The following is a 14,482-nucleotide window of genomic DNA, read 5'->3' on the forward strand; positions in this document are numbered from 1 at the left end:
CAGAACTGCGGCGAACGATTGCAGGACTTGATGTTTGCTCATTCATTGATATCCTTTTTTGAAAATGAATATCAAATCTAAAAGCATCAAATCAGAAAACAGTGGCCGTCCTCGTTAGAGGTTTACAATATTTTAAAAACATAAATACTTTATAGTGGAACTAGCTTCAGCAAAATTTTCCTGCGTAACCTTTCATTAACCGCAGGAATTTTATCAGCCAATGAAGCTGTAACAACGGCTGTTTAGGCGCAGCCCGGAGCGTGGCTGTGACATATTATAGTGTCAAATTATAAGTAAACCGGGCGGAGGCATTTTTTCCAGATAAACAAAAAAAAATTCACCTACAGATAAAGAACCTAATTATTTAACCTCAGAGCAAGGTGCCGCAATAAGATTACAATAATAACAGCTCACAAATTTTGAAAAAGCAAATATTAACTTCTCAAAGCGAAACAAACGACAAAGCAGACATAATACTAAATTATAGCTTACAAACTGAAAATGCTTTGTATTTGCGAAACCCTTTTTATGTCCTATAATTTATATTATGTTAAGTATGTAATTTGAATCTTCAGCCCTCTTTATATCTGAACCGAGAATTGATTGCGTATTTCATATTGTTTTATGGAATTAAGTACAAAGTGTTTCTTAATAAACAAGATCATTTCTGGAGCTGAATTTAACATTAGCTCGTCATAACTTCCGCTATACTTAGCTTCCATTGCAAACGATTTTAAAAACTACGGACATGTTTAAAGCTTGTAAAGAAATTATTTATGGGATTTTCATTTTTAAATTATTTCTAATTGCATCGGCTTGTAACGAGTCGGATAACCCTCCAATAAACGGAAACGCTGTCTTTGAAAAAAAGTATGATCCAATTATTATTCGAGCTAATTTAAAAAATGAACAAGTTGCAGCTTTCTTTTATTTAGACGAAATGGGCATCAACGTCCCTCCTTTCTTTTTTACTAAAAAAGACAGCATAAAAAATATACCGACGACTGAGCCCCTAATGCTTATAGATGCTATTAAACAGAATATTTATATAGTATTTCCAGGTGATGTTTTGGAGTTAACATTGGCTAAAAATCGGGCTCCCATTTTAAAAACTAAAGATAGTTTACGCAATAATGAGCTAGATTTTTTTAAAGAACAGGCGAAAAATGGAGACAATGTCCTTGAGACTAGCCTGCAACTTTCATTGCCAAATACCAAAGCCATATCAATAAATAATACTCCAGACATTAATTTAACTATAAGTAATGCAGCAGCTACGCATCTGAAAAGATTAAACTTTTTGCAATCTTATTTAATGAATAAGAATATGAGTTCAGAATTCATAACTTTTATCAAAGACCTGTATGTCAACTTTGAAAGGATTCAGATTCTTACACCGTTAAAAGTTGAAAATTCAGCATCAATTTCACTCCCTAAAAGTTTTGGAAAATGTGTAGATAGCATTATTACTACTACTTTTTCAGAAGAAAATCTTACTGTAGGAAACCGACTACTTATAAACTACATCTTAACTTATTATTCAAACAAATATCAACAGTTCTCCAAGGTATATGACGAAATAGAAAAATTACCCGATAATGCCCAAAGCCGCTTTCTTAAGTTTCTACTTCTGAAGAAAAAAATCAATGGAGAATATAACCAGAACAGAGAATTATACGATAAATATATTAATAGTCGGTCAGATAAATATGCTTCATATTTATCTGCTGGTATAAAAAAATTAGTAGCCATGAACAATGCTGATTCTAAACACTCTTTAATTGATTATAGTGGCAGTATTGTATCATGGCACGATATAATGGAAAAAAATAAAGGGTCGTATGTATTTATCGACTTTTGGGCGAGTTGGTGTGCCCCATGCAGAAAGTCTTTTCCTGAAGCAAAAAAAATGATGACCGAATTGGAAAAAAAAGATATTAACTTTTTATTTATTTCCAGTGATAATGATGTAGGCAGTTGGAAAAAGGCTGTTGTCGATGAGAATTTGCCTACTGAGAATTGCTTTCTTTTTACAGATTTTGAAAACTCTGAGATAAAAGAAGTATTTAATATTCACGCTATTCCAAGATATATTTTACTTGATAGTAAAGGAAACATACTGGACGATGATGCACCTCATCCTGGAAATTTAAAGCTGAACGAATTGAATAAGCATCTTTGACGGTTATTGATAATTTCGCTTTCGGTCATGCGGAAAGACCTTAAATTGATATCGCTTTTAGCTGTTAAAATATTTCCCAATGTTTAATTAATGATCGGAGTTTTCTCAGTTTTCAAATAATGGCTACTCACTCAAACCGGTTTTTAATCATCAGATTCAATAAAGTTCAAATCAACATTATGGGTTTCCCGGATGGTTAAAATGGAATAGATACTCACTGAAAAGCATATAAATCCAATAACAGCTACCGCAAGCGGTACGCTAACATATTCCTTTAAATTAACGAACATGGTGGTCAGATCGATACCTTAATCTATCTAAATCGCTATTTATATTCGGGACTTGTTGAAGGTAGGTTTTTACTTTGATTGTCTACTTTAACAATGCTGCAATGTCATATAATTGGCTTAAAAGCCACATCATTATCGGGGATCATATCAATTTTACTACGCAGAAATGATTAAAAAGTTTACTAGTTTTCACTATAATTTACTATATATTTCTATTGATTTACTAACTTAGAATGTACCAACAACAAAAATTTATTATGAAACTTAAAACCATTGAGATTGATATAGAAGTATACAAACGCATAGAATCGGAGCGGAATGGCTTTGAAGAGACACCCAATGAGATACTACGTAGGTTGCTAAGAATTTCTCAGGTTGGAAAACGGAGTTCGAAAGTTTCTTCTGTTTCGACGCAGATAACTTCACCACCAAATGATTCTGGTAGCAAGACAAGTGAAATTCGGAACTCCTCCCCTGCAGGCACGCCTAAGGACTGGTTCTTCGAAGGTGTTCGTCTTCTGGAAGGAACTCGATTAAGAAAATGGTACCATGGCAAACAGTACCACGCTGTTATTTCTAATGGAGGAATTTGTTTTGAAGAAAAATATTATAAGACACCTTCAGCCGCCGCTATGGCAGTTACTGGTGGCATGCCGGTTAACGGGTGGTTGTTCTGGGAATATTATGATGCGCCGGTCTATACATGGAAGAAACTTCAGGAATTAAGAAAGTCCCAGGATAAAGTAAACTATAAAAAAATAAAAGGTAAATCACAGAAACAATTACCAGCCAAAGAAATCGCTAGAAAACAGACAAACCCAAAGTCAGGGTCTACGGAAGATTAAAAGTTGAAATCTGATCAATATATACTGCCTGAAGTATTATGCCAAACCTGAATGGACTAATTTGTAAGTTCCTGCTCCAGGGTTTCCAGAGCAACACCTTTGGTTTCCGGAACCCGGGTGAAAATCCAAACCAGTTGCAGGAACATCATAAAAGCAAAAAATGCAAAAATCGGCCAGGGATTGTCTTTAAAAATACCGTTATCGGCATCCAGAAAAACCGGTGTGATTAATGTAATAATTGCGGCAAATATCCAGTGAACACTCGCACCAAAAGACTGTCCCAATGCCCGAATCCTGTTAGGGAATATTTCTGAAATAAAAACCCAGATCACCGCGCCCTGACCAATGGCATGGGAAGCAATGAACAGCAAAAGAAAAGATAAAAGAAAGCCAGGCGTTGCATGTGCGTAAAATCCATAAGCCACCATTGCAAGACTTATAATATATCCAAACGAACCCCAGGTGAGCAGGGTCTTCCGGCCCACGCGATCAATCAAATACAATCCAACAAAAGTAAAAATCAGGTTGGTACCTCCTATGGCAATCGAGTTAAATAAGGATTCTTTTGCTGCCAGACCGGCTCGTTCCAGAATTTCAGGTGCATAATAAAGAATAAAGTTAATGCCCGACCACTGGTTGAAAAAAGCAACAAAAAAAGCGAGCCAGATAATGCGGCTGTATTTCTTTTGGAAAAAGCCGGCCCTTTTCTGACCGGACGCGGCTGCAGCATGGGATTGAATGCTGGCAATTTCTCCATCCACATCCTGAATTCCCAGTTTATTTAATATCTGATGCGCCTTCGTCAGGTCTTTCTTTCCCGTTATCAGCCAGCGGGGGCTTTCAGGGATACTTAGTACCAGCACCGTATATAGAAGCGAGGGTACTGCCATAACACCCAGCATCCATCTCCAGTCATTTGTCCCTCCAACTCCTTCAAGTAAATAATTGGAAATATAAGCGATCAGGATACCAAAAACGATATTGAACTGGTACATGGCTACCAGCCGGCCTCTTGATTTAGCTGTGGCAATTTCAGAAATATAAGTGGGCGCCGCCACGGAGGAAACCCCAATGCCCACACCCCCCAGAAACCGAAAGAAAGAAAAGGTATAGGGATCCTGCGCCAGCGCTGAGCCTATGGCTGAGACACTGAAAAATATTCCCACCCAAAGCAATACTTTTTTCCGGCCGTACTTTTCTGTAGGACGTCCGCCGAAAACAGCACCCAGTACGGTACCCCATAAGGCCATAGACATGATAAAGATGCCATGAAACCAGGGTGATATTTCGGTGGTATGCCAAATCTCCTTGATGGGTTGATTGGCGCCAGATATCACGACGGTATCAAAACCAAATATGAATCCGGCCAGGGCCGCAATGACTGATATTCCAAACAGATTTACAGGCTTGCTATCTGAGGCGGGTTTAATAGAATCCGGGCTTTGCATATCGTTATTATTTAAGTTTAAACCTTTTTGTTATCGATGGCCAGATTACTGAGCACCGTTTTTGCTTATAATGGACTGCGAAACTGATAATTTTTTCCTTTCTCAGCATGGAATTCAAGAACATATCCCTGTTCCGTGGTGATTGACTTCGTCGCAGCGCCCTTAAGTTCAATGGGCGTTGATGTCCTGATCCGCAGCATTCCGGATTCACCGGCTTTCAGACCGGCCTGCATCAACTTGCCCCCCTCCCATTTCATGTCGAGTATATGACCTCCTCTGGCCACGAGTCCTGATACCGCGCCCTCCGCCCAGGCATCGGGTAAAGCGGGTAACAACGCTATCTGACTGGTATGGCTTTGCAATAACATTTCTGCAATGCCAGCTGTTCCTCCAAAATTACCGTCGATCTGAAAAGGTGGATGACCACAAAAGAGATTTTCATAAGTCCCCCCCTGATTTGACATTTGTACTTTAAGGGCATTGGTGGGAGAAAGCAGGTTTTTTAAAAGCAGATAAGCATGATTACCATCCTGTAATCGCGCCCAGAAATTAATCTTCCAGGCCAGTGACCAACCAGTACCACCGTCGCCCCGTCCCTGAAGCGATTTTCTGGCAGCCTGGGCCAGTTCCGGCGTTTTAGCCGGACTGATGGCATGACCGGGATACAGGCTGTACAGATGGGAAACATGCCGGTGTGCAGGTTCTCTTTCCTTGAAATTTTCCTGCCATTCCATAAGCCGTCCATCGGGAGCAATTCCGGGTTGCGCAATATTCGGAAGAATCTTCTGAATGGAATCGATCAGACCCGACGGCTGCCCCAGAATATTGGCCGCCTTTACAACAACTTGCAAAAATTCGGTAATGATCTGCTGATCGTGACTAGGCCCCATACTCATAGAACCCACAAAACCATCCGGAGCGGTAAAAGCATTTTCGGGTGAGGTCGCCGGCCCTGAAACCAGTTTACCGGTACGGGGATCGGGAACCAGCCAGTCCAGATAAAATCTTGCAGCCTGCTGAAGCAGGGGATAAATTCTATTCAAATATTTCCGGTCCCGGGTAAAATTGTACTGATCGAATAACTGCTGCCCCAGCCAACCACCACCGGTAACATAGACGCCCCATCCAGCGCCCTCACCGGGAGCCGTATAGCCCCAGACATTCGTAATAGGGCCCATACACCAGCCATCTGCCTGAAATTGCTGTGTAGCGGAAAGGGTTCCGGGCTTCATCAGCGAAAGCATTAAATCTGTCAGTGGCGAAAAACATTCAGACAGGTTGGTAACACCCGCCGGCCAATAATTCATCTGAATATTGATATTGGCATGATAATCGGCATTCCAGGGCGTTTGTATTTTATTGGCCCAGAGTCCCTGTAGATTAGCAGGCAGGCTCCCTTTGCGGGAAGAAGCAATCAACAGGTAACGACCATATTGAAAATAAAGTTCCTGCAGATGCAGATTACCCGGCTGTTTTAGTAACTGATCAGTAGGATAATTGTCTGAAGTTCCTTTTGAAAGATGTAGCTGCACTTTATTAAATAAAGCCTGGTAATCACGTTGGTGGCCGCTTAACAGTTGCTGATAGGTCCTGGATGCTGCTTGTCGCAGCTGCTGCTGTGCGGTGGCTATTGCCGGCAGGCCCCGGTATTTGGGGTACTCCAGTTTATAATTCGTAGCTGCGGTAACCAAAAGGGTTATGGCGTCGGCATTTTCTACCACCAGCTGGTCCTGTTCATAATATAATTTGCCGCCTGTGTTCTGCGCGTTCAGACAGGCAGCATAAGACAGGCCCGTTCCACCTTTGCCGTCTGGAAGGGATCCGGTCATTATAAGTTGTTGATCTCTGGTAACGGTTTGATAGCGCTCCGGGCGGTTTAAACCTACCTTAAAACTTAAAGCCCCTTTTTTATCTGCGGTGAGTCGTATAACCAGTACCCGGTCCGGATAGCTGGCAAATATTTCTCTTTTATAATGTGTGCCATTCTGAATATAGGAAACGGTGACCAGGCTTCGGTCCAGGTCGAGTTCTTTCCGGTACTGGGTATATGGCTTCTTATTGGCAAAGTCCAGCCAGAGATCGCCCAGGGTCTGATAACAGCCGTAAGGAACCTTGGCGCCGTTGCCATTGCCGGATCCTACACCCCTGCAAATCATATAGCGGTCAATTAATGTATTGGCCTGCCGGTAATCGCTCTTAAAAAGCAATTGCCGGATGCTGTCCAGATACTGACCGGTTTCCGGATTATTATTATTGTCAGGGCTTCCTGACCAGAGCGATTTCTCATTGAGCTGGATACGTTCCAGGTTCACGTCTCCGAATACCATGGCCCCGAGAAAACCATTTCCCACAGGCAGGGCCTTCAGCCATTCGGGGTCACTCTGCCAGCCATTCTTCGAATCTGCCACGGTAGCATCGGCAGGGCGATCATACCACAATTTGAGCGGCTGCGCTACAATTCCCGACCCACAGAATAAAAGCCATCCGGCAAGCAAAAAGCCTTTTCTAATATAAATCACCCGAACTATATTTTAAATGGTTTACATTGTTATTCGCCCTTAATCCACTTCCCAAATCGGCAGGCTGACATAAAAAGTGGTGCCTACACCGGATTGTGTATTAAACGTAATCTGTCCCCCCATCTGTTCTACGATATTCTTACACATGGCAAGTCCCAGGCCCGTACCTGAACTCTTCGTAGTGAAGTTAGGCGTAAATATCTTATTTCTCATGTCTGCATCAATTCCCAAACCATTGTCTCCGACGCTGATGATCACCCGGTTTTCTTCAATGGTTTCGTTTATGGTAATCAGACAGCTGCTCATTTCGCTACAGGCTTCAATGGCATTGACAAAGAGATTGGTAAAGACCCTGTTCATCTGTGTTTTATCCGCATTCAGCTCAACGCTTTCCTGCAGGGGCCGCCAACGGATATTGACATCCGGGTTCTTGGTATACATGATGACCAGGGGTTGTATGACGTCATGGAGATCAAATATTTCCCTATTGACATTATTAATATTGGCAAACTGGGAAAAATCGGCAGCTATCTTAGACAGGTGATCTATTTGTTCCACCAGGGTTCTGGAAACGCTTTCAGTTAACTGACCCACATTCGGACTCTTTGAATTTATTGCTTTCTGCAGGTACTGGAGGCTGAGCTTCATGGGCGTCAGTGGATTTTTGATCTCATGCGCAACCTGCCGCGCCATTTCCCTCCAGGCGCCCTGCCGTTCCGATTCGGCCAGTGAATCAGCACTCTCCTGTAATTTGACGACCATTTTATTGTACTCTGTAACCAGGCCACCGATCTCATCGTCACGGTCCCATTCTATCGTTTCATTGATTTTTGACAGGTTGATCTCCTTCATTTTATCACTAATAAACATAAAGGATCGGGTAATCCGGTTGGCAATAAGCAGGGCGACCAGCCCGGTAATCAGAAAGATAAAGGCATTCAGATTGATCAGTGTCAGCAGGAAGCCGGAGATCTCCTGATTCAGTTCCTGCTGGGAAGTAAAATAAGGAATACTGAGATAGGCCTGGAAAGAACCCCCGCTATTACGCATGGGGGCATAAATAACGGTATACTTTAAATGCGAAACCTCTTCCTGCTGGATATGCTCAATATGTCTTAACTGCAGCAAATTGTACAATGCCAGCGGATCTATCTGCATACTGAGCACACCCTTTCGATACACATCCGGCTGACTGCTGGCCAGTAATCTTCCATTGAAATCATATATATTGGCATCGACGCCATGAATCTCTGCTACCCGGGCAATGATGTCCCGCAGTTCGTTGGAGTTAATCGAATCCTTAATGCCCCTTTGCTCATAAATCAGGGAAGCCAGATTGGGGTGCGACCGCATCTCATTCAGCATAATGCTCATACTCCGGCGTAACCGGTCGGCATTCGACTCCTCGAATCGCTGGGTAAAAAAGGAAATGGTGGTGATTGCGATCACCAGAAACGACAGTACCGTAATCAGAATAAAAGCAGCATGGATCTGTCCCCGGATCGTAAAAGCATGCAGCCAGTTCTTTTTCAACAGGGTCTTCCGGATAAAAGCGCTCATCAGGGTATATACCAGCTGTATGATGGCCATCAGAAACAAAAAGGAGCAGAACAAATAGGAAAACAGGGTAATGGTCTCCAGCGCCAGTTCATTTTTCCTGGCCATAACAACAATCTTCGTATTCGAAGCCCGGTACCAAAGTTCGCTGTATTCTCCGTTGGTACGTAATTCAAATTTCTTTTTGGGTATCTGCATTGCTACCAGGGAACTGGTAAAGGGATACTTTTTGGAAGAGCTGGTCAGTAATTTATTATTATAGATCGCATAACTGTACAGTGTTGAATTCGAGAGTTCCCATTCATTCCTTTGTCGGAAGAGTTCGGGACTTAATGATCCACCCGAATAACGTTTGGGATTTGAAACAATAAAAACGGTACCCAAAAGGTTATCACTGCTGTCCAGGATCTGCCGGTAAGTGATATAGGCAAATTTATCTACCGAGCGTTCATACAGGTATAGGTCGGGTCGGCTGGTAGGCTGGGTTTGCTTCTGTAGTATCGTATTAAGGGTTTCAAAAGGAAGCCCGTCAGGATTATTCAGGGGATGGTTCAGGCTGTCGAAAATATAAATACTGCTGAAATAGTCCTTGGTATACCTGGCATAGTTCTGCGTATTTACACTATCCCTGATATAGGCATTCTGAACGGTATCGTATAAGCGGTGAAAATTACTGGCAAAAAAATTCCGGTCCAGATAAGTATCGGCAATACTGATCAGTCTTTCTGTTGAAGGATCTGTCTGGGTCGCCTGCTTCTCAATCAAAAAGATTCGTCGGCTTAATTCTACCCGGTTGATTTCATTAAGCATCAGCATGGAGATACTCACCGAGAAAAGGAATATCCATACGATCACACCTGAAATATTGAATCGGATCACCCGATTAATAGCAACTTCGTTATTAAAAAGGAAGGTATAAATTAACAGCCACAGCAGACAACATATATATATATTGGTATTCGGAGGAACCGCCAACAACGCAATAGCTGCCAGCCCGATAACTGCCAGAAACAGATAGATCAGGTACTGCTGCTTGTCGAAGACAGGGAACAGGTACTCGTAAATAATTTTAGTAAAATAATAATAGCCCAGACAAAGAAAGGCAAGGATAATGAACCCTACGGCCGTATAACCATCCAGGGTAAAAACATTGGTTACATCAAAGGAGATTTTAGAATCTGAAATAATACTCCTGATGATCGTTACAACACTATAGGTCAACACCAGCAGGCCGACCAGACAGACTCCACCAATCCACCATTTCTTTCCGAAATGATGCACCCTCCATTCATAGGGATCTTTTCGCATCCGGTTGAACAGGAAAACGCCAAACCAGCAGAAAAGAACAATATTGAGCAGCAGATCACCCAGACTGGGGATCAGCATAGTGGCGTACTCGTCCGGATTGAACAGGTATAGATTGGGCAGGTTCAGGGGATATCGGAAGAAGAAAAGTACCAGCCGGAATGCCAGAAGGCATGCGATAAAAAGTAGTCCGCTGTATAGCCTGAATCTTCGGACAGGATAGTCTTTCAGAATCAGGTAAATGCTCAGAAATACCAGGAACAAAGCCACCACCCGAAGCAGCACCGTGATCTTGCTGTCGCCCGCCAGTTTTGCATTGGGCAGCGGGCTGAGATAGAATAACGTATTGCCGGAAATCCCTTTAATCGGAAAGGCGGTCGGCTCCATACTGATATCTACCAGATTTTCCAACCCCGGTTTTAAGGGAAAATTCTCCTTAAAGTAATCCGACAAAAAATATTGGGACTTGACGTGGATAGCCGCATAGGCATAAATTTTGCGACTATCAGCAACCGGTTGTCTCTTGATAATATAATAGCCACTGGGCAATAACGCAAATTGTTCATCTGCAGGATTGTTCAGCACGCTATCAGGCAGTAAGGTCTGTGCCGTACTCCAGAAACGGAGGTATTGGCCCCCAGGCGTTACATTATAGAGATAGAAAAAATACTTTTTGTTATAAAAGCCTAACAGATCTTCTCGTGTTTCCCTGAATATAGAAGTCTTTCTTACCAGGGCGGTGTCCTTAAGTACGCTGGAAAAATCTGCTTCCTGCGTGTGGATATTGCTTTCGAAAATACTGAGCTGGTTCTGTAGCGAAGTCCGGTCAATCGACGGTACTTTAAAAATAAAGGACAACAGAAAAAGTATTACTGACGCAATCAGCAATACATAGGTAAGACGGTTCTTATCGTCCAGCCATTTTTTCATTTGTACTTTTTAGGTTTCTGTTGATTCCAGATGGCGTCCATTTCTGTAAGGTTTAAATCTGTTATAGGCCTCCCCTGTTGCGCGGCTTCAGCTTCGATACCCGAAAATCGCTTCATGAATTTTTTATTGGCCGCTTCCAGGGCTGCTTCGGCATCAATTTTCAGAAACCGGGCATAATTCACCAGCGAAAACAATAAATCTCCCAGCTCTTCCTGCTGCCCTTCCGGCGACTGCCCGCTTACTTCCTGCTGTAACTCCTCCATCTCTTCCCGGACCTTAGCCCATACGTCTTCTGTCCGCTCCCAGTCAAAACCCACCTGGGCGGCTTTTTCCTGCAGCCGCATGGCCTTCACCATGGAAGGAAGAGATTTGGGAACCCCGCTCAGAACCGACTTTTTTCCTTCCTTTAATTTGAGCTGTTCCCAGTTTTGTTTCACATCCTGTTCGTCAACAATTGGTTTTAATCCTTTTTCGTTCAGGGTTTCCGGTGCGTAAATATGGGGATGCCGGCGGATAAGTTTCTTACAGATTCCATCGATCACTTCATCGATATCAAATTGTTGCTGCTCCTTTCCGATCCTGGCATAAAATACCATATGTAGTAGGAGATCGCCCAATTCCTCACGAATGCCCGGCCAGTTTTCATCGCTGATGGCGTCGGCCAGTTCGTAGGTTTCCTCAATGGTCATCTGCCGCAGGGTATGTATGGTCTGTTTGCGGTCCCAGGGGCATTGCTCCCTGAGGTCATTCATAATTTCAATCAGCCGGTCAAAAGATTTGGACATATGCTGCTTTATATGGATCGGGTTATTAGCCGGCTTCCGGCTAATGCTACTTCGTATCCTTGGTTGTAAAGAAATTGTTCATGAAAAGCAATTGATACTTAACGGCATTTTGCCAATAGGACCAGGTATGACCGCCCGGCCGGGTAATATAATCATGCGGGATATTTCTGAGCAACAGCTTTTCATGGAGTTCCTGATTGACCTGATAAAAGAAATCACTGGTGCCACAATCAATGATAATCTTTAAGGTATTGGGCTCAATCAGGTGCACCAGATTGATTACCGTATTTTTCTCCCAGCGCTCAGGGTATTCGGCATATTTGCCCAATCTTTTAGACATATCCCAGTTATTGGGAAAAGGCCGGATGTCTACGCCCCCGCTCATACTGCCACAGGCGCCGAAAATATCCGGGTGTTTGATGCCCAGATAAAGCCCCCCATGGCCGCCCATGCTGAGACCGGTGATGGCTCTTCCACGCGCATTTTTAATGGTGGCATAGCGGGCATCCACCCAATCGACCAGTTCCTTCGAGACATAAGTCTCGTATTTAAAAGCGGGATCTACGGGACTGTCCCAGTACCAGCTGCCGAAACCGCCATCAGGACAAACAATGATCAGTTCATATAAATCCGGCGCCTGTACGACAGCAGCTGACTTAGACCAGTTGGCATAATTCCCACTGTAGCCATGTAACAGATATACTACGGGATATTGTTTTGATTTGTCATAATTATCTGGTGTAATAATAACCGCCTTGATGTCCTTATTCATAGACGGGCTATGGGTCAGTACGGTATCCACTTTGGAAGCCCGGGCTCCCAGATGCATCAGTAAGACGGTCAGTGTAGCCAGTAGGCTGCGTTTCATTGCTGGTTTCATTTTCGTTTAAAGCTTAAAAAAATATACGATTTCTATAGTTTCACACAGGCGCCAATCGCCAGGACAGATAGCCCAATCAGCAACCACCCGGCCGCCCTCCCATTGTTCCGGTAAAGTGCTGACCCGGCACCTGTGCATGATTGGCGAATTTAACGCATTATAACTAAAGCACGGACTGACAACAGGGCTTAAAAAAAGTCCGGAATACTGGGATTCCGGACTGATTTTAGCGTGCTTTTATGCATTAGAGACTGAGACTCCAGCCTTCGCGGTATTGTCTTTTAACAAACTGGTTGGCCGGCTCAAAGTTTGTAATCTTCATATTGGCCGCATCCCAGAGTAGTTTTTTACGTCCTGTGAACTTGGATTTACCCCAACCGGATACACTGGGATCCATATACAGGGCGCTTCTGATCGCCAGATTACCCATCAGGATACTTTCGGTAAAAGGACCCGCATACTCAAAAGGTGAACTGGTCACCCCTTTCCCGTAGCCGGCAATACAGGCGTTTACCCATTGCAGGTAATGTCCGTCCGTACCACCCGGTACCCGGGCGATGGTTTCTTTGACTGCCTTGGCACTGTCATTCTTGGAAAGCGGCAGTAACCGGGGATTGGCGCCGTAGCAATCTGCCAGCAATTTGCCCTTGGTTCCGATAAACAAGACACCACCATCCCAGTTTCCAAAGGATTCTTCGGGCTGCAGTTCGTCCGGACGTTTGGGCAGCAGACCACCGTCATGCCAGGAAACTTTCAAAGTACCTTTCTTATCTTTTCTGGGATATTCCAGGTGGATAATGGACGCTACCGGGCAACTGTCTGCATAGTTGGCTTCCTGGTTCATGCCGGTCCACTGGTTGGCGATACTACACTCTGCTGAAGAAGGAAAGTCAATCGGCAGAATCCTGTAAATGGGATCCATAATATGGCAGGCCATATCTCCCAGCGCGCCGGTGCCGTAGTTCCACCAACCCCTCCAGTTAAATGGCACATAGGCTGGATTATAATCGTCCTTAGGTGCTGTACCCAGCCAGAGATTCCAGTCCAGTTCGGGTGGAATTGCATGCTGACCGGTGGGTTTGGGAACACCCTGCGGCCAGATTGGTCTGTTGGTCCAGGCCTGGGCTTCTATGATATCACCGATCAGCCCCGCATCATAAATTTCCTTCATGCGACGTACGCCATCACCGGAGCCGCCCTGGTTGCCCATTTGGGTAACGACTTTATATTTTTTGGCCGCCTGTGCCAGGATCCGGGCCTCATAAATATCATGGGTCAACGGTTTCTGGGTATATACATGTTTACCCAGCTGCATGGCAGCCAGCGTCGCCACGGCATGGGTATGGTCGGGCGTACTGATACTGCAGGCATCAATATTGTTTTTCTCTTTGGCCAGCATATCGCGGAAGTCCTTGTAATAATTGGCTTTAGGGAATTTTTCTCTGGAGCCCTTGGCCTCCCTGTCGTCCACATCACATAAAGCGACAATGTTCACATGCGGGCTTTTGGCAAAGGCACTCAGATCACTGGCGCCTTTTCCGCCCGCACCAATGCCGGCTATATTAAGTTTGTCACTCGGCGCCACAAATCCCCTACCCAGTACATGTCGGGGAACAATGGAAATTCCGGCGCCTACTACGGCGGCTTTCTTTATAAAATCCCTTCTGGATTTTGAGGCATCATCTTTTTTCATATCGCTTTAAATGTTAAAAATTGAGTTTCAAATGTATAAAATCAAAAT

Annotated in this window: 8 protein-coding genes; 2 read left to right on the forward strand and 6 right to left on the reverse strand. The window is 43.8% G+C overall.

What is annotated here, in order from left to right; translation table 11 throughout:
• The first annotated feature begins 748 nt into the window (after positions 1-748).
• Positions 749-2,182: a TlpA family protein disulfide reductase gene (locus tag ACYVI9_RS16220; protein ID WP_460766589.1), complete on the forward strand. Its 1,434-nt coding sequence runs from the start codon at positions 749-751 to the stop codon at positions 2,180-2,182.
• 547 nt (positions 2,183-2,729) lie between these two features.
• A complete protein-coding gene (locus ACYVI9_RS16225; protein WP_460766592.1) occupies positions 2,730-3,317 on the forward strand; it encodes a hypothetical protein in 588 nt (195 codons plus the stop codon).
• A gap of 56 nt (positions 3,318-3,373) precedes the next feature.
• Here the strand turns inward: ACYVI9_RS16225 and ACYVI9_RS16230 are convergent, their stop codons facing one another.
• The 6 genes from ACYVI9_RS16230 to ACYVI9_RS16255 all read right to left on the reverse strand — a co-directional run bounded on the left by ACYVI9_RS16230 (position 3,374) and on the right by ACYVI9_RS16255 (position 14,434).
• Positions 3,374-4,765: a sugar porter family MFS transporter gene (locus ACYVI9_RS16230; protein ID WP_460766595.1), complete on the reverse strand. Its 1,392-nt coding sequence runs from the start codon at positions 4,763-4,765 to the stop codon at positions 3,374-3,376.
• A 65-nt stretch (positions 4,766-4,830) separates the two neighbouring features.
• Positions 4,831-7,284, reverse strand: a complete 2,454-nt coding sequence (locus tag ACYVI9_RS16235; protein ID WP_460766597.1) for a glycoside hydrolase family 95 protein — start codon at positions 7,282-7,284, stop codon at positions 4,831-4,833.
• Between the two features lie 39 nt (positions 7,285-7,323).
• Entirely contained in the window at positions 7,324-11,076 is a 3,753-nt protein-coding gene (locus ACYVI9_RS16240) for a sensor histidine kinase (protein WP_460766599.1), read from the reverse strand.
• Positions 11,073-11,861, reverse strand: a complete 789-nt coding sequence (gene mazG, locus ACYVI9_RS16245; protein WP_460766602.1) for a nucleoside triphosphate pyrophosphohydrolase — start codon at positions 11,859-11,861, stop codon at positions 11,073-11,075. The genes ACYVI9_RS16240 and mazG overlap by 4 nt, the downstream gene beginning before the upstream one ends.
• A gap of 46 nt (positions 11,862-11,907) precedes the next feature.
• Positions 11,908-12,729, reverse strand: a complete 822-nt coding sequence (locus tag ACYVI9_RS16250; protein WP_460766605.1) for an alpha/beta hydrolase — start codon at positions 12,727-12,729, stop codon at positions 11,908-11,910.
• 256 nt (positions 12,730-12,985) lie between these two features.
• Positions 12,986-14,434 carry a Gfo/Idh/MocA family protein gene (locus ACYVI9_RS16255; RefSeq protein WP_460766608.1) on the reverse strand — a complete coding sequence of 483 codons (1,449 nt, stop codon included), beginning with the start codon at positions 14,432-14,434 and terminating at the stop codon, positions 12,986-12,988.
• Between the last annotated feature and the right edge of the window lie 48 nt (positions 14,435-14,482).

Source organism: Niabella terrae, assembly GCF_054783135.1.